The organism is Bacillus sp. m3-13 (genome assembly GCF_000175075.1).
In the GTDB taxonomy this organism is placed as follows: domain Bacteria; phylum Bacillota; class Bacilli; order Bacillales; family Bacillaceae_I; genus Sutcliffiella_A; species Sutcliffiella_A horikoshii_C.
Map to the genome: position 1 here is coordinate 89,874 of NZ_ACPC01000020.1, position 18,069 is coordinate 107,942.

Below are 18,069 nucleotides of genomic sequence, written 5' to 3' on the forward strand. Positions count from 1 at the left end.
CTTTCCGCGGGGCGACCTTGAGCCTCCTCCCAACGCTTCAGGGGTCTCAACATTGTCGCTTCTCCCCCGCAGGAGTCTACGCCTTTTGCTCCAATCAACAGCTACAGAATTCTCATTATCTTAAAATGCTGACTAATTATGCCTGTGCTTGTCTTGCTTTAGAAGCTTCGTTTACCTGCTCATCGGCATGATAAGAAGAACGAACAAGCGGACCAGCTTCACAATGACTGAACCCTTTTGTCATCGCAATTTCCTTCAACTCTGCAAACTCATCCGGGTGATAATACTTCTGCACCTTAATGTGTTTCTTAGAAGGCTGCAAGTATTGACCAATCGCCATAATATCCACATTATTGGCACGAAGATCATCCATTGTTTCGATAATCTCTTCTTTCGTTTCCCCTAGTCCAATCATGATGCTTGATTTTGTCGGGATGTCAGGTTGTAATTCTTTCGCACGACGCAATAGTTCTAGAGAACGGTCATAGGTTGCTCTTGCACGAACTCGAGGTGTTAAAGAACGAACTGTTTCAATGTTATGGTTAAGAATATCCGGTCTTGCTGCCATAAGCATTTCAATGTTTTCAAAAACCCCACCCATATCAGATGGTAATACTTCAATAGTCGTAAAAGGATTCTCACGGCGAACTGCTCTAATCGTTTCAGCAAAAATGGCAGCACCGCCATCTTTTAAATCATCACGGGCAACAGCTGTAATTACAGCATGCTTTAAGTTCATTAGTCTAACGGATTCTGCTACGCGTTCTGGCTCTTGTGTATCCAGTTCTGTTGGCAAACCTGTCTTGACTGCACAGAAACGGCACGCACGCGTACAGATTGCACCAAGAATCATGAAAGTGGCGGTACGTCTTACTGCCCAGCATTCATGGATGTTCGGACACTTGGCCTCTTCACATACTGTGTTAAGGTTGTGCTCTCTCATCAGTTTCTTAAGTCCTGTATAGTTTTCATTCGTATTCAGCTTGATTTTCAGCCAATCTGGTTTACGTATGTACTCCTCTTTTTTAGCCATATGATCAACTCCAACTTGTCTTATTTTCAAGATGACTTCATCAATAATTTATCTGTATATTTTCACTATTCTAACTTATCTCATAGGGAAAATGACATATTCACACCTGTCACTTTATCAAACATCTGGTAAAGAAACAAGTCCAAAACCTTCCACAGACATACTCCTGACAATCTTCCATGAATTAGTATTTATGAAATGAGGAAAACTTACCAAACTAACAGTAGTAAATGAAAGAAAAGGAAGGAGTGAGGACTTGATACGGCTACTTTTGTGCGTAATTTTTCTATTTAGCATGATCCCTGCAGATACTTTTGCTGCCGAAACAAACTTACCAGACGAACAAATCTATGCTAAAAGGCAGGAACTATATAATCGAATGCAATCTGTCACTCAGATTCCATGGTACTATTTCGCCGCTGTTGACCAATATGAAAGAAATGTCCGCAGAGTAAGAAAAGATATTCCAAAAGCCAAAGGTGTTATCGGCATTTACTACAAACCTGAGGTATGGGCAGGTCCTTTAAACCCCAATGCCCAAGACAACAATCCTATGAGCATTCAATTCTTCGGCGGAATGGGGATGGATGGGAATGGTGATGGAGTCGCTGATTCTACGAATGATGAAGATGTATTGTTTACATTTGCAAATTATCTTCAGCCCTATGGTACTGACAAAGAAAATATCAAAATTGCCTTATGGGAGTATTATCAGCGAGATAAAACGGTCGGGCTTATTATGAACCATATGAAGCTGTACAGTACGTATAATACACTTAAGCTGGATACACACGCTTTCCCTCTTCCAATCCGTTCCAATTTCAGTTACCGCAATACGTGGGGAGATGCACGGGGTTGGGGTGGGAGAAGAATGCATGAAGGCACAGATATTTTTGCTAGCTATGGTGTTCCCGTCCGTTCCACTTGTTATGGAATCATTGAGATTAAAGGGTGGAACAAATTTGGGGGGTGGCGTCTTGGCATTCGTGACATTAATAACACCTATCATTATTTTGCTCATTTAAACGGCTTTGCCAAGGACCTTGAAGTAGGTCAAGTCGTAGAGCCGGGGCAAATTATCGGATCTGTTGGAAGCTCTGGATATGGACCGCCTGGGACAGCAGGAAAATTTCCTCCGCATCTACACTATGGCATGTACAAAGACAACGGCTACTCTGAATGGTCCTTTGACCCGTTCCCGCACTTAAAATCCTGGGAACGTGGGGATAGAAGGAAACGTTAATATTTTTACGAAAAAAACATAGGAAGTGGTTAAACGCCGCTGTTCCTTTCCGCAAATGGCTGAGCTTTCCGCGGGACAGTGCTTGAGCCTCCTCGGCTTCGCCTCTGGGGTCTCAAGCTACCGTTACTCCCCCGCAGGAGTCTCCGCCATTTGCTCCAATACACAGCTAGAAATTCCGTTAAATAAACGTTTATGCTGATCCAACTAACTCGTTACCTTTTGGTAAGTGAAATTACCTTGTTGGTTGGAGTGGAAGGCGCGTAGTCGCCCGCGGGAGGAAGGGACAGGTGAGACCCCGGAAGGCGAAAGCCTGAGGAGGCTCACGGACCGCCCGCAGGCAAGCGAAGCGCCTGGAACGGAGATCAACCGGATTATTTACTTTTTTATGTCTAAAAAAACTGCTGACCGAATTACTCGATCAGCAGCCTTTTTATTTTATGCTTCCTTACTCTTCTTCATAGCCCACAGGATACTTCCAGCCAGGCCACCCCAAATGATGACAATTCCGACAACCATCATGATAATCGCACTTGTTTCCATTATTTATTGACCTCCTTAGACGAAGAAACCGGAAGTTCCAACGTGTCTTTTTTCCATTTAATAAGGGAGAAGGCAATACCTACAAGCAATGCAAGCACCGCGACAACCACACCATACTGAATCGTGAAGATACGAGAATACCCATCAGCCGCTCCGTACACTTCCGCAATATTTGTACGGATCAGGTCAAACATCATATAACCAAGTACAATCGGAGTGATGACTGCCAAGGATAACTTCCACCATGAGCCTAAGAATCCAGTTAATTTAACATCGGAAATCTCATTGGCATGATTTTGCAATGGTTTCAATTGTCTTGCGAACCAGACAACCACGATTACTTGCACGAGACCTGCAAGCGCCACACCGAATTGGTTGATGAAGTAATCAGCAACATCAAGGAAATTCAAACCGCCTTTTGTTGCAAATAGGATAGAAATAACTGCCGACAATCCACCACCAAATGCTACTGCTTTTGTACGGGATACTTTGAATTTATCTTGAACCCCAGCAACAAATGTTTCTACAATAGAGATTAATGAAGATAGTCCAGCCAATACTAGTGATCCAAAGAACAAGAATCCAAACAGTTCTTTAAAGGCCGGGAATTCATTAATGATTTGCGGAAATACAACGAACGCTAATCCGACACCGCCCGCTACCACTTCATCTACGCCAACACCTTGCTGAACTGCCATAAATCCTAAAATACTGAATACACCGATACCTGCTAATAATTCAAATCCGGAGTTACTGAAACCGGTAATAAATGCATTATTGGTGATATCAGATTTTTTCGGTAGATAACTGGAATACGTAATCATGATGGCAAATGCAATGGATAAACTGAAGAAAATCTGTCCATATGCCGCAACCCAAACCTTACCGTCAGCAATAGTGCTCCAATCAGGTTTGAAGAAAGCGTTTAGTCCTGTTCCAGCCCCTTCTAGTGTCAGAGCGCGGACAACGATAATTAAGAACAATACAACAAGTGCAGGGATGAAAATCTTATTTGCTACCTCTACACCCTTCTTAACGCCTTTAAATAGTACTCCAAGTGTTACTGCCCAAACGATTACTAATGGAAGAAGGACAGAAGGAACAAGTCCCCCAATCTCACCTGGTGCAGCTACCTGAAGGTATTCTCCAATCAAGAATCCGCCTGTGTCGTCTCCCCACTTCAGATTCAGTGAGAACACGGAGTAAGACATAGCCCATGCAATGATGACAGCATAATAAGTAGAAATTACGAATGCTATACCAACTTGCCACCAGCCAAGCCATTCATACTTTTTGTTCATTCTTGCATAAGAAAGTGGTGCAGATCCGCGGTACTTATGACCCATAGTGAATTCAAGGATCAATAACGGAATACCTGCTGTCAGAAGAGCGAATAAATATGGTACAAAGAATGCCCCTCCTCCATTTTCATAAGCAGTTGCTGGAAAACGCCAAATGTTTCCTAACCCGATGGCCGATCCAACCGCTGCTAAAATAAATCCTGCTCTTGTCCCCCATTGCGGTCGATTTTCCATTCTCTTTCTCCCCCTACTTAGACTCTTTTTTACCAAAAAATAGATGAAAGAGTCCAAATGTTTTATTTTTTCTGATTATTTAATATAATTTATACATAGTATAACTAGACTTTATGACTATGTCAAAACAAACTTTTACACTATATTAATCGACACCTTGTGACAATAATCAACAATGTATTTTTATTCTACCAATGTTGCTTAAATGGCTAAATGTACTGATACACAAGAGTTATATTATGAATATTTATTCATTTAATTCCCCAAAAGAAAAACACCTCTCTTTTTACCACTTAACTAAAAGTAGATAAAAAGGAGGTGTTTATTACTTTATTTGAAAAGTATTATGAGATTACTCTGCTGGTTTCATCGCTTTAAAACTAATACCGATAATAACAAATGCCACTAATACTACTAGCAGTCCAAGCAATGTGCTTCCAGTCAAACCTAGCACAATATATCCTGCAATCGCTACACCTGCACTAATGAGCGCATACGGTAGCTGAGTTAGCACGTGGTCAATATGGTTACATCCTGCACCAGTGGAGGAAAGGATGGTTGTATCGGAAATTGGTGAACAATGATCACCGAATACCGCCCCAGCCAATACAGAAGCAAGTACAGGTAATAAAATGGATACATCTGTTGCCACTGCTATTTGACCTGCAATAGGAAGTAACAGTGTGAAAGTACCCCATGAAGTTCCTGTTGCAAGAGCTGTAAAACCGGCAATGACAAAAATGATTGCTGGTAAGAAAGCAATATTAATATTAGAGTTTTCTACTTGTTCGGCAATGTATGTTCCAGTTCCTAAACCATCAATCAATCCTGCAATGGTCCAAGCAAATAATAGAATATAGATGGCAGGAAGCATGGATTTTGTTCCTTCTGCTATCCCGCGACCCACTACACTGTTTGATACTCCGCCTTTGGAAATCTGGTTGAAAAGTAAGATGAATGAAACTACTAAAGCGAACAATCCACCATAGAATAATGCTGCAGATGGATCTGTATTTTCAAAGATACCTAAAACAGTAATATCTCCTTCAATTGCGGAAGCACCCGTCCAAAGCATCGCTCCAATAACCCCAACAAAAAGTGCTACAATCGGCCACACAAGATTGCCAATCGTTCCTTTTGTGCTAGTAGGAAGCTCGTCTGACAGCTCTCCAGGCACTTCTTTTTCAGAATCGTATAATTCACCCGTCTCCATTGCACGTTGTTCGTGCTTTCTCATCGGCCCAATATTGAAATTAAAGTAACTTACCAAGAATACCATAATCAATGCAGAAAAAACGTATAAGTTCATCGGAATGATTTGCATAAAAGCACTGATTGCTGTTAAGTCACTAATATTCTGTCTTACGATTACATCTGTTCCAATTATACCGATAATAACAGCACCCCAACTCGAAACAGGTGAGATGACACAAATCGGTGCCGAGGTAGAATCAATCAAGTACGCTAATTTTGCACGTGATACTTTGTAACGGTCCGTTACAGGTCTACTGATTTGACCTACTGCCAATGCGTTAAAATAATCATCAATAAAAATAACGATCCCTAAAATAGCTGTTAAAAATTTTGATCCTCTTCTTGTCTTGATTTTTGTCTGTGCCCAGTCAGCAAATGCCCTGCTGCCACCAGTGATAGAAATAAATGCAGTAATAATTCCTAAAATAATTAAGAATACAAGAATATAAATATTCCATAAGTTCAACTCTTTATCGTCTACCGAATAAAAAAGACCTAATACCATATCCCAGATCAGCACAACCATTGTTACCGGGTTGAAATCGGCTAACATTAAAGCTGCTGCCAGAATACCTACTCCAAGTGAAAGCAAAACTCTTCTGGTCAAGATAACCATTAAGATCGCAAGCACTGGAGGAATTAAAGAATAAATTGTTCCTTCCATAACAAAAAAACCCCCATTAAGCTGTAATATGTTTGACTGGCATCAAACGGTTTACAACAATGGAAGGCGCTGAAAGAAAACAAAATAAAAAGTAATGATAGAAAATAACTATCATTACCTATGTAATGTGTTATCCTCCATCCGATCAGTAGCCCTCCATTATAAAAACCGTCCGTACCGGTCATAATGGCAGTGTTATCCTTATTCAAGATAACCCCAGCAACATGAGTTTGACCGCTCATATTGCTTCGGCACAGCATCCTTTCATTCTACCATCTTAGGTGTCAACCTCCAGTAGTTTTACTCTTATGCTATGCAGCCTCTACCTCATCGTATGATAAGGGAAGTATATTATTTTATGATTTCACTATAACATATATCCTGCTATAGGACAAAGGAAATATATTTCTTTTTTCTCTACTCTTTCCTTTTAGCTGACTGCTGCTATTTTTTCAAGGGAATCGCAGTCAACAATCGCTAAACTCAGATGGTCTTTTAAGTTTATATCGTAAGGTGTTTCCAACTCTTCACCTTCTTCTTCGACCACCCTAATGACAGGTCGTTCTGTTAGGTCTTTATTTTGCCCGACAACAAGCCCTTTTCTTCCATCATTCAATGTAACCATCAAGCCGTATGGATAGATGGCAACCGATTTGCGGAACGCTTCAATAATCTCTGGTTCATACAACGAACCAGATCCTGCATATAAAATTTCTAGGCCTTCATGTGGCAGCATGGCACTACGGTATATCCGGTGGGAAGTAACAGCATCAAAAACATCCGCTACAGCAAGGATTTTACCAAACAGATGAATATCATCTGACTTGATGCCGCGAGGATAGCCACTTCCATTCAGGCGTTCATGGTGTTGGAAAGCACAGTGTGCAACCATTAACGGAATGGTCTGCATGTTGCGAAGGATATCGTACCCATAGGTCGCATGCCGCTTCATCTCTGCAAACTCATCGCTTGTAAGTTTCCCTGGCTTGAAAAGAATGTCGTTGGGAATCAACATCTTGCCGATATCATGAAGAATTCCACCAAGTCCTAATGTTTCTAAGTCTTTTTGGGACAACCCCAATTTTAACCCTATGGAAAGGGAATAAAGCGTCACATTTAACGAATGGGTAAACACATAATTGTCGTGCACATACACATCCGTCAACAGGGCGGACACTTCGTCATTTGATTTCATGTCTGTCAGCAAGTTTTGGATAAGTGACTTGATGCTTTTGGATGATTTGTCCATCACAAACCACTTACTTAATTCTTTTTCATGTTCGATTGATTTGAAGGTATCAGTAATTGTCTTTACTGCTTCCTTACGGGTTTTGTCCGAGATAATAGTAGGCACTTCCATCCCGCTTGTCCGTGCATCTTCTATATATACATAGGTAACATTTAATTGTTGCAAACGTGTAATCATGCGTGAAGTAACAGAGATCCCTTCACTCAACAGCACTCTACCAGAATCATTGTAGATTGATCTGGCCAACACCATTCCCGGTTTCATTGATTTTGTAGGTAATAGTCTCATAACTTCTCCTATCTTCACATTTCGACAAAATCTATATATTTCCTATTATAGTAAAAATTCCGGGATAAAGCTTGCTAATATAGAAAAAAGTTTTGAAAAGTTTATCGCAACATAAAAATACCACCGTATGAACACGATGGTATTATATATTTGGGGTAAAGGCTGCAAGTCAACCAAACTAGCGCCCCCACCCTTTATAGCATTTTTAACAAAGCTTCTTTGCCCGGCATCCCAACCGTAATGCCCACATTCTCCGCCTCATACGTAATGGATTCCAAAGGGGCCTCTAATAATTGCTCGATGGTACGCACCCCAACTGCCCGCCCCGCAATGATCTTTCGGTCCTTCAGCTTGGCATTCAATAAGCCGACATCCAGCGCTCCGCACATGATATACCCTTTATCGCTAGTTACCGCCAAGAAATTAGTCTTTGGCAATCGCACCGTAATCGCAGTAAACGTATGGCCTTCGATTGTAATTGGTGTCATTTCAATCATAGATAATTGTCACGCTCCCTTCCCATATCAATTTATGGTTTACGCGTGGAAAGGGTGTGAAAAATAGGTCAATTATCAGAAAATGAATGTGCTAATACATCCCGAAGCAGTTCTGGCAGAAAAAACTTCTTTTCTTTTGCCCGGATGATGCTTGGATACATTCTTCCAAAAGTAAACATATCAATGGTCCCTACCGTTACACTGTCTGTTGCTTTTAACCGTTTACCTCCAATATAAATATCTGTCACCTGAACGCTACCGTCTTTTATCGGCTCTGTGTCGAACCTGACACCGCTGAATGCCATACGCCCCATCACTTCACCACGGAATCCAAGCCCTTTCACTCTCAAGTTTTCCATATCGGGGTGCTGAGCCTGTTGGACGACTTCCCTTAACTCCTCACCAGTCAACGTCACCCTGCAAGGATTAATAGGATGAGGACAAATACGATGGAGCATCCCAAGTGTCACTTCTCCCTTTTCAAGTCCATCAAGCAATACACCGGCATTGACCATCCCGATATCTGCCTCACACCATTCTCTTAACTTATCTGCAAGCAAATCTGGAAAAATAGAAGATGCAAACCACTCTACCTGTAGCGACTCTTCCAAACTTCCTACTTTTTTATTCAAATGCTTCTCCGCTACTTGTTCCATGTCTTTTATCCGCTCTGTTACTTGTTGATCTGGTTTATAGAGTTCCAACTTATGAAGTTTGGCAGTAGAATGAGTTAGAGCTTTTAACTCTTGGTCATACCCAAGATCTATCTCGCCTATATACTGCCCATACTTCCCCGCTCCACAAATTAATGTATTTCCAATCCGCCTTCCTTCAGGCAGAACATGATGGGTATGTCCACCAAGGATAACGTCTATCTCTGGAAACCTCCTTGCCATCTCCTCATCATCAGAAATTCCCAGATGCGAAAGTACCACAATAACGTCGGCCTCTTCTTTTAAAGTAGGTAGGTATTTTTCCAAAATAATATAAGGGTCTTCTATTTTCCAGCCGAGCAGCGCATAAAAATGCTGATAAAAAACTGTTACTCCAATAAAAGCAACCTTAACATCACCCATGGTTTTCACATCATAAGGCTTTACCCAATCCGGATAATCGCCATTTGTTTCGAACAGATTGGCAGCTAAAATAGAGAATTTTGCTTCCTCATAAAGCTGTGATAATCCCTGATAGTCCAATGTTATTCCTTCATTATTTCCGAACGTGGCATAATCATAGCCAAGCATATTCAAGAGACTCGTATTGGCCTTGCCACCGGTAGCTTCGGTGATAGGGTGAAAACGGTCCATATTATCCCCAATATCGACAAGGGCCGATGGCAGTGTGGAATCCTGCTCGTATAGAAAAGTAGCAAGTTTAGGATACGCATCAAAATGACTATGAATATCGTTTGTATGTAAAATTCTAATTTGTTGCACGACGTTTCTCTCCTCTAAAATAAATCTAATTGCCTTGGTGCCAATCCTGTGTATTCGACACCCAATAGGTCAATCATTTGTTTGGCATTTCCAGCTGCATGACCTCCAGAGTTATTGTTGAATAACATGTAGATGTTACTAGATGATGGAGTTAACCTTTCTAGATTCGCCTTCCATTCCATAAGTTCGTTAAGGTTATAATCATACAAATAGCGAACCTCTCTCCACTCCTTCCCTGATGCAGGCTTTGTCCAACCATGAACATTCCTTCCATGCAGGCGGATTAGTGTATTGTCTGGATCTGTAGGATGCAGGACGGTCGGAATAGACCCTGTTCCCGCTTGTGGTTCATCACAAATACTATGAATCCACCCTTCCTCTTCCATAAACTTCAGCGTTCTGTGGTGATAGGCAGGCTGAAACCATGTCTGGTTACGGAACTCGAGGGCTACTTTTGTGTCGCCCATTTGTTCCTTGCACCATCTCAAATAATCGACATTCTCCTTCTTGCACTCAAACCATGGTGGAAATTGAAAAAGAACCATCGCCATTTTCCCAGCCTTTTCATAGGGTTCAATAGATTCCCTAAAAGATGTAAACATTAGTTCTTTTGTGTCAAAAGGTATCTCACCGCGCTGATGACCTGTCATTCCTTGATATGCCTTTACGATAAACTGAAAATTTTCCGGTGTATCCGCAACCCATTTTTCTACGTTCTGTTTCGGTTGAATGGCATAAAAGGAAGCATCCACCTCTACGGTAGGAAAGTGGGCACCATATTCCAGCAGTTTGTCCCTAGGTGCAATACCCGCAGTATATAACGAATCATGATCCCCCCAGCCTGTCACCCCAACATAAATCATCCGCTTCACCTCATTTTTTACATTTTATCATAACTGAAGGTAATTTCTCATGTTTATAGTGCAGAATATGGGAGTAATTGGTATGATGAATGTATCATTGTTACTTTCGGAGGCGCTATGAAAAATAAGATTGTTGTTTTTGACTTACTATTCTATTTGGCTTTACCTTATCTGATTTGGAAATTTGGACAAGAACCGCTTGGAGACTACTATGCAATATTGCTTTCCACTGCGCCGGGGTTTGTGTACACAATCGTTCGTTTCGCTGTTGAGAGGCAGTTTAATGTGACAGGGATATTTATTATGGTTTCTCTTTTAGTGAGCACGCTGGTTGATATCCTTTCAGGTGATGCCTTTACTATGCTTCAAAACTCGGTATATGTATCTGCTGGATTTGGATTGTTCATCCTGGGAACCATGCTTGTAAAAAAACCATTGGCTCTTTATTTAGGAGTTGATATCGCCTACCTGCAAGGACACAAGCGCGAAGACAGCTTGCGGCTCTATAGCCAAAAATCGATACTGCCCGCTTTTTATATCCTTACAGGAATTTTTGCCTTGCGCGGCTTTGTGGCTGCCGGCTTGAAATACTATTTGATCGGCGTGTACGGCGTTCAAGGATATGACAGAATCTTGTTCTTCATGAAGGTGAACGGTTGGGTATTTGGCGTGTTGATTGCGGCTGGGTTTATTTATTCTAGTTTGAAGGTTAATGAGTATCTGGAAAAGCAGAAAGAAGATAAGGTACCGGAGTCAGATTCAGATGATACGGAACTGGTTCGGTGATTGTGAGTATGATGGTTGGGGCACTCCTTTTTTAATGGGTGCTTTTTTTGTGTGGAGGTGATGAAGACATTCCCTCGCTGATTTTCTTGTCCGAAGTGTCTTCATCATGCGGATGAAGACATTCCCATGATGATTTCCTTTTCCAAAGTGTCTTCATCATGCGGATGAAGACATTCCTATGATGATTTCCTTTTCCAAAGTGTCTTCATCATGCGGATGAAGACATTCCTATGATGATTTCCTTTTCCAAAGTGTCTTCATCATGCGGATGAAGACATTCCCTCGCTGATTTCCTTTTCCAAAGTGTCTTCATCATGCGGATGAAGACATTCCCTCGCTGATTTTCTTGTCCGAAGTGTCTTCATCCCCAACGAGGTAGAATGTACTACCAATTTAATAAAAAAATCAATATTTTTTTATTGTTTATCAATAAATAATATGGTAAATTCAATAAATAACATTAAATTTGCGAGGTGTCTGTGATGATACGCAAAACACAATTTTTAGGTAACCCAATATGAATAGAAGTATAGAACTTGACTCAAAGTTGGAAAAGAAGCAATGGTCCATCTTAGACGCGTTTAAACAACTCGTTCGATTCGGCTGGCAACAGGCTCTCTCCTGCGTGTTTCCTGTCGTTATTTTTGCATCTCTAGCCATAACGCAAGTGATTCCTCTTCCCTTCCTTCCACGGTATGATTGGCTTCTGGTTATCTGCATTCTAATGCAATGGTGGATGTTACGGTCTGGACTTGAAACCCGCGATGAATTAAAAGTCATCACCTTGTTTCACGTTATCGGATTGGCACTTGAGATCTTCAAGGTACACATGGGGTCGTGGTCTTATCCAGAAGAAGGCTATTCCAAGATTTTTGGCGTCCCATTATACAGCGGGTTTATGTATGCAAGTGTCGCGAGTTATCTTTGTCAGGCATGGAGAAGATTGAATGTGGAGCTTGTTGACTGGCCTCCTTTTTGGGCTGTGGTATCGCTCGCAGCAGCCATTTATCTAAATTTCTTCACCCATCATTATTTGATCGACATTCGTTGGTGGTTATCTGCTTTAGTCATTATTCTGTTTTGGAAGTCTTGGGTACGGTATGAAGTTGGTGAAAAGAGTTACCGTATGCCTATCGCCCTTTCCTTTGTCCTAATCGGATTTTTTATTTGGATCGCGGAAAACATCGCAACATTTTTCGGCGCATGGGAATATCCAAATCAAACAGAGGCATGGAGCCTTGTACATTTGGGAAAGGTGAGTTCCTGGCTATTGCTCGTGATTGTCAGCTTTCTTATTGTGGCGACATTGAAGCGGGTGAAGGGGAAAGGTTCTAGTAGCTTAAATGATAAAATATCTTTCCATAAATAAAAACCTTGGCATGCAAGCACGCCAAGGTTTTTTTATAACTAAATGTTACCCAATAGAACCTTCCATCTCGAACTTGATCAGACGGTTCATTTCTACTGCGTATTCCATTGGTAGTTCTTTTGTGAATGGCTCGATGAAGCCCATTACGATCATTTCTGTTGCCTCTTCTTCAGATAAGCCACGGCTCATAAGATAGAAAAGTTGCTCTTCGGATACTTTGGATACCTTCGCTTCGTGCTCAAGAGAAACGTTGTCGTTGAACACTTCGTTGTAAGGGATCGTATCAGAAGTAGACTGGTTATCCATGATTAGTGTGTCACACTCAATGTTAGAGCGTGCGCCAGAAGCTTTTTTTCCAAAGTGTACGATTCCACGGTATGTTACTTTACCACCTTGCTTGGAGATGGATTTAGAAACGATAGTGGAAGACGTGTTTGGTGCAAGGTGAATCATTTTCGCCCCTGCATCCTGGTGCTGGCCTTTACCTGCTAATGCGATGGAAAGAGTCATACCACGAGCGCCTTCACCTTTAAGGATAACCGCTGGGTATTTCATCGTTAACTTGGAACCAATGTTCCCGTCAATCCACTCCATCGTTGCATTCGCTTCACACACTGCACGCTTCGTAACTAGATTGTATACATTGTTCGCCCAGTTTTGAATCGTCGTGTAACGGCAGTAAGCATCTTTCTTGATGATGATTTCTACTACCGCACTGTGAAGGGAGTTTGTTGTGTAAACAGGTGCTGTACAGCCTTCTACATAGTGTACGTGTGCGCCTTCGTCTACGATGATAAGCGTACGCTCGAATTGACCCATGTTCTCAGAGTTGATTCGGAAGTATGCTTGTAGTGGAGTTTCCACTTTAACACCTTTTGGTACATAGATGAAAGATCCACCAGACCATACTGCAGAGTTCAATGCAGAGAACTTATTGTCTGTCGGCGGGATTACCTTCGCGAAGTGCTCACGGAAGATGTCTTCATTTTCTTTTAACGCTGTGTCTGTGTCTTTAAACACTACACCAAGATCTTCTAAGTCTTCTTGCATGTTGTGGTATACAACCTCAGATTCATACTGAGCAGATACCCCTGCAAGATATTTTTGTTCTGCTTCAGGAATACCTAATTTGTCAAACGTCTGCTTGATCTCTTCAGGTACTTCATCCCAAGAACGCTCAGACTTCTCAGATGGCTTTACGTAGTACGTAATTTCATCAAAGTTCAAGCTGTTCAAATCGCCGCCCCATTGTGGCATTGGCATGTTATAGAAATGTTCTAATGATTTAAGACGGAAATCCAGCATCCATTGAGGCTCTTCCTTCATACGAGAGATTTCTTCAACGATCTCTTTCGTAAGACCACGGCCGGAACGGAAAATGGAAACGTCTTTGTCCTTAAAACCATACTTGTAATCGCCGATTTCAGGCATTTTTTTCGCCATTTTATTCCCTCCATTCAAGAGGTGAGCAACAGTGCAGCGTATATTGCCGCACTATCACTCCCTATCTTGCCTTGCTTATTCCGATTTGACTCCCTTTTCCATGGCTTTCCATGCAAGAGTGGCACATTTGATACGTGCCGGGAATTTTGCCACACCTTGAAGTGCTTCGAGATCCCCTAAGTCCATCGCTTCGTCGTCATATTCTTTGCCTAACATAATATCATAAAAGATCTGGGAAAGCTCTAAAGCTTTTTCCACTTCTAACCCTTTTACTGCTTGGGTCATCATGGAAGCAGATGCCATAGAAATGGAACATCCTTCGCCATCAAACTTTGCATCCGCTACTTTTCCATCTTCCACTTGAAGTGTCAAATGGATGCGGTCACCGCACGTAGGGTTATTCATGTCGACAGTGATGCTGTCAGACTCGATTGTCCCTTTGTTGCGCGGATTTTTATAATGATCCATAATCACTTGACGATAGAGAGTATCTAAATTATTAAAAGACATTACTAAAGTACTCCTTTGTTTTCACTAATGATGCTACTAGCTTATCAACTTCTTCCTCCGTGTTGTACAGGTAAAAACTAGCACGTGCGGTGGAAGAAACGTTTAGATACTTCATTAATGGCTGTGCACAGTGATGTCCTGCACGAACAGCAATTCCTTCAGCATCCAGCACTGTAGCTACATCATGTGGATGTACGTCGTCTATATTGAATGTAACAAGTCCCGCTCTTTTTTGCGGACCGTAAATGCTGATTCCTTCGATTTCGGACATGCGGTTCATCGCATAGTCTGCAAGCTTATGTTCATGGGCAAGAATATTGTCCATTCCCACCTGCTCCAGGAAGTCAATTGCTGCGCCAAGTCCGATCGCACCCGCAATAATTGGGGTACCTCCTTCGAACTTCCATGGCAGCTCCTTCCAAGTGGATTCCTGCAGTCCGACAAAGTCGATCATTTCCCCACCAAACTCAATTGGTTCCATGTTCTCAAGCAGGTGTTTTTTTCCGTATAGAGCACCAATTCCTGTTGGAGCACCCATTTTATGACCAGACAGTGCGAAGAAGTCGCAGTCTAAATCTTGTACGTCCACTTTCATATGTGGAGTACTTTGGGCTCCGTCGACCACCATGATTGCTCCATGTTTATGGGCAATTTCAGCGATCTCCTTAATCGGGTTGATGGTTCCTAATACGTTAGAAACCTGCATGATGGAAACAATTTTCGTATTTTCCGTGATGGTAGCTTCCACATCTGATAAGGACAGGCTTCCGTCCTCTGTCAGCGGGATATATTTTAAAGTAGCACCAGTGGCTTTTGCCGCCTGTTGCCATGGAATGATATTACTATGATGCTCCATGTAGGTGATAACTATTTCGTCGCCTTCCGTTAGGTTAGCGCGTGCATAGCTGCCAGCAACAAGATTCAGAGCAGTCGTTGTTCCACGAGTGAAGACAATCTCTTCCCTGTGGGCTGCGTTGATAAAATTCTTTACTTTATCGCGTGCACCTTCATAACCGTCTGTCGCTCTCGTACCCAAAGTATGAACTCCTCGATGAACATTGGAGTTATACCCTTTATAGTACTTCTCCAACGCCTCAATTACCGCTAGCGGCTTTTGAGATGTAGCAGCACTATCCAGATACACAAGCGGATTTCCATTGACCTCTTGATGCAAAATCGGAAACTGCTGACGTATCTCTTGGATATTCATTACTTCACTTTCCTTTCAATTACATCAATCAATTGGTTTTTAACCGACTCGATTGGCAATTGATTTACTACAGGAGCCAAGAATCCGTGGATTACTAAGCGCTCTGCTTCCTTCTTGGAAATTCCGCGGCTCATTAGGTAGTAAAGCTGAAGTGGATCAATGCGGCCCGCTGATGCTGCGTGACCTGCTGTTACGTCATCTTCGTCGATTAGAAGAATCGGGTTAGCGTCTCCACGAGCTTTTTCACTAAGCATTAACACGCGAGATTCCTGCTCGGCATTAGATTTAGATGCACCGTGCTCAATTTTACCGATACCGTTAAATACTGAGCTTGCGCTGTCTTTCATTACGCCGTGCTTAAGGATTTGACCGTCAGAGTTTTTACCAAAATGTACAACCATTGTTGTAAAGTTTTGCTTTTGCTCTCCACGTCCAACCACTACTGTTTTTGTATCTCCAACAGAGCCGTCACCTATAAGGTTTGTTACGTTTTCTGAAATAGTGTCGCCATCATTCATCAGGCCTAATGCCCACTCAAGCGTCGCGTCACGTCCAACTACTCCGCGGCGGTTAACGTAAGTTGTGACACCTTTTCCAAGGTTGTCGACAGCGCCGTATTGCACTTTAGAGTTTCCGTTAGCGATAACTTCTGTCACGATGTTGAAGATGGAACCATCCCCATCATTATTGGACAGATAGTTCTCTACATAAGTAACCGCACTATTGTCTTCCGCCACGATCAATACGTGGTTGAACACAGCTTCTGCTTGGTCTTGAAGGTAGATCGCTTGGATCGGCTCTTCAATGACAACGTTCTTAGGAACATAAAGGAAATGCTCCGCCGTTCATTAATGCAGCGTGTAAAGCGGACAGCTTATGCTCATCAACTTTAACACCATCTTGCATGAAGTGCTTTTTCACAAGATCACTGTGCTCTTTTGCAGCAGTGATGATATCTGTGAAGATAACGCCTTGTGCTTTTAGTTCTTCTTTAAGAGTAGATACCACTGGTGTGTTATCCACTTGAACATATATATTTTCTCCATCTACTAACGCCTTTACCTCTTGAGGCATTTGGTCCACAGAAGTAATGGAAGTTTCTACAGTGTGTTTCTGGAAGTTTGTAAAATTCCAGTTTGTAATCTTCGTCTTATCCGGCTTAGGTAATGGCAGCTCTTCTGCCAAGGAATAAGCTTGTAAGCGAAGATCTAACAGCCACTGAGGCTCCCCTGACTCTTTGGAGTAGTTAGTGAGGTAGTCTTGATCAAACGGTAATTTCGTCTCTAACGTCATGATAATCCTCCTTGCTTACGCTTCTTGACCGACTGTTTCGTCTTCGATACCTAGTTCTTGCTTAATCCAATCGTAACCTTCTGCCTCTAAACGTTGTGCTAATTCCTTACCACCGGACTTCACGATGCGGCCTTGCATCATTACGTGAACGTGGTCAGGAGTGATGTAATTCAATAAACGTTGGTAGTGAGTGATGATAAGGCAACCGAAATCGTCGCTGCGCATTTGATTGATTCCTTTAGAAACAACTTTCAATGCATCGATATCAAGACCAGAGTCAATCTCATCAAGGATCGCGATCTTAGGCTCAATCATCATCAATTGAAGAATTTCGTTACGCTTCTTTTCCCCACCGGAGAAACCTTCGTTTAGGTAACGCTGTGCCATTGCTTGATCCATTTCCAAGAAGTCCATGTTCTTATCCATTTTACGGATGAATTTCATTAGGGAGATTTCATCGCCCTCTTCACGGCGAGCATTGATAGCAGAACGCAAGAAGTCCGCGTTTGTTACACCACTGATCTCACTTGGGTATTGCATTGCAAGGAATAAGCCTACTTGCGCGCGCTCATCCACTTCCATTTCAAGAACATCTTCCCCATCAAATGTGATGCTTCCGCTTGTTACTTCATATTTTGGGTGTCCCATGATTGCAGAAGAAAGCGTTGACTTTCCTGTTCCGTTAGGACCCATGATTGCGTGAATCTCTCCGCCTTTTACTTCAAGATTTACACCCTTTAAAATCTCTTTATCATTAATGGATACATGTAAATCTTTAATTGTTAACGTTGAACCCATAACTGTAACCTCCAATGTTCTTGTGTTCCTATATAAAAACACATTGTTGTTTTAATTC

At 42.0% G+C, this 18,069-nt stretch carries 15 protein-coding genes, 1 pseudogene and 1 riboswitch; of the genes and pseudogenes, 3 read left to right on the forward strand and 13 right to left on the reverse strand.

Features of this window, described 5'->3' with window-relative positions; all coding sequences use genetic code 11:
- Positions 1 to 136 precede the first annotated feature (136 nt).
- On the reverse strand, positions 137 to 1,033 hold the full coding sequence (gene lipA / locus M313_RS0114250; protein WP_010196620.1) for a lipoyl synthase: 897 nt from the start codon (positions 1,031 to 1,033) through the stop codon (positions 137 to 139).
- Positions 1,034 to 1,292: 259 nt separating this feature from the next.
- On the opposite strand from lipA, the gene M313_RS0114255 reads away from it, so the two are divergent.
- Entirely contained in the window at positions 1,293 to 2,276 is a 984-nt protein-coding gene (locus M313_RS0114255; RefSeq protein WP_034774910.1) for a M23 family metallopeptidase, read from the forward strand.
- 435 nt (positions 2,277 to 2,711) lie between these two features.
- On the opposite strand, the gene M313_RS25330 is transcribed toward M313_RS0114255, so the two are convergent.
- From M313_RS25330 to M313_RS0114295, 7 genes are all read right to left on the reverse strand, one after another.
- On the reverse strand, positions 2,712 to 2,816 hold the full coding sequence (locus tag M313_RS25330; protein ID WP_010196622.1) for a methionine/alanine import family NSS transporter small subunit: 105 nt from the start codon (positions 2,814 to 2,816) through the stop codon (positions 2,712 to 2,714).
- Positions 2,816 to 4,351 (reverse strand): sodium-dependent transporter, encoded by a 1,536-nt coding sequence (locus M313_RS0114265; protein ID WP_010196624.1) that lies wholly within the window; start codon positions 4,349 to 4,351, stop codon positions 2,816 to 2,818. The genes M313_RS25330 and M313_RS0114265 overlap by 1 nt, the downstream gene beginning before the upstream one ends.
- 352 nt (positions 4,352 to 4,703) lie before the next feature.
- The gene (locus M313_RS0114270) at positions 4,704 to 6,269 is read right to left on the reverse strand and encodes a Na+/H+ antiporter NhaC family protein (protein ID WP_010196627.1); all 1,566 of its coding nucleotides are present in this window, start codon (positions 6,267 to 6,269) and stop codon (positions 4,704 to 4,706) included.
- A gap of 141 nt (positions 6,270 to 6,410) precedes the next feature.
- Positions 6,411 to 6,602: riboswitch (Lysine riboswitch) on the reverse strand.
- A 97-nt stretch (positions 6,603 to 6,699) separates the two neighbouring features.
- A complete protein-coding gene (locus tag M313_RS0114280) occupies positions 6,700 to 7,806 on the reverse strand; it encodes an HD-GYP domain-containing protein (RefSeq protein ID WP_010196633.1) in 1,107 nt (368 codons plus the stop codon).
- A 194-nt stretch (positions 7,807 to 8,000) separates the two neighbouring features.
- Positions 8,001 to 8,303, reverse strand: coding sequence for a YunC family protein (locus M313_RS0114285; RefSeq protein ID WP_010196635.1), 303 nt, complete (start codon positions 8,301 to 8,303; stop codon positions 8,001 to 8,003).
- Between the two features lie 68 nt (positions 8,304 to 8,371).
- Complete coding sequence (locus M313_RS0114290) at positions 8,372 to 9,739, reverse strand: bifunctional metallophosphatase/5'-nucleotidase (RefSeq protein ID WP_010196636.1); 1,368 nt, start codon at positions 9,737 to 9,739, stop codon at positions 8,372 to 8,374.
- Between the two features lie 14 nt (positions 9,740 to 9,753).
- Positions 9,754 to 10,602, reverse strand: coding sequence for a DUF72 domain-containing protein (locus M313_RS0114295; RefSeq protein ID WP_010196637.1), 849 nt, complete (start codon positions 10,600 to 10,602; stop codon positions 9,754 to 9,756).
- A gap of 117 nt (positions 10,603 to 10,719) precedes the next feature.
- Between M313_RS0114295 and M313_RS0114300 the strand changes: the two genes are divergently transcribed.
- Positions 10,720 to 11,388 carry a VC0807 family protein gene (locus M313_RS0114300; protein WP_010196640.1) on the forward strand — a complete coding sequence of 223 codons (669 nt, stop codon included), beginning with the start codon at positions 10,720 to 10,722 and terminating at the stop codon, positions 11,386 to 11,388.
- 517 nt (positions 11,389 to 11,905) lie between these two features.
- Positions 11,906 to 12,757, forward strand: a complete 852-nt coding sequence (locus M313_RS0114305; protein WP_010196642.1) for a DUF817 domain-containing protein — start codon at positions 11,906 to 11,908, stop codon at positions 12,755 to 12,757.
- A 45-nt stretch (positions 12,758 to 12,802) separates the two neighbouring features.
- Here the strand turns inward: M313_RS0114305 and sufB are convergent, their stop codons facing one another.
- The 5 genes and pseudogenes from sufB to sufC all read right to left on the reverse strand — a co-directional run bounded on the left by sufB (position 12,803) and on the right by sufC (position 18,011).
- Positions 12,803 to 14,200 carry a Fe-S cluster assembly protein SufB gene (gene sufB / locus M313_RS0114310; protein WP_010196644.1) on the reverse strand — a complete coding sequence of 466 codons (1,398 nt, stop codon included), beginning with the start codon at positions 14,198 to 14,200 and terminating at the stop codon, positions 12,803 to 12,805.
- A gap of 75 nt (positions 14,201 to 14,275) precedes the next feature.
- Positions 14,276 to 14,710 (reverse strand): Fe-S cluster assembly sulfur transfer protein SufU, encoded by a 435-nt coding sequence (sufU, locus tag M313_RS0114315; RefSeq protein ID WP_010196645.1) that lies wholly within the window; start codon positions 14,708 to 14,710, stop codon positions 14,276 to 14,278.
- On the reverse strand, positions 14,700 to 15,920 hold the full coding sequence (locus tag M313_RS0114320) for a cysteine desulfurase (RefSeq protein ID WP_010196647.1): 1,221 nt from the start codon (positions 15,918 to 15,920) through the stop codon (positions 14,700 to 14,702). Before M313_RS0114320 ends, sufU begins: the two co-directional genes overlap by 11 nt.
- Positions 15,920 to 17,213 (reverse strand): annotated as a pseudogene (gene sufD / locus M313_RS23685) (Fe-S cluster assembly protein SufD). Before sufD ends, M313_RS0114320 begins: the two are co-directional and overlap by 1 nt.
- A 15-nt stretch (positions 17,214 to 17,228) precedes the next feature.
- Complete coding sequence (sufC, locus tag M313_RS0114330; RefSeq protein ID WP_010196650.1) at positions 17,229 to 18,011, reverse strand: Fe-S cluster assembly ATPase SufC; 783 nt, start codon at positions 18,009 to 18,011, stop codon at positions 17,229 to 17,231.
- Between the last annotated feature and the right edge of the window lie 58 nt (positions 18,012 to 18,069).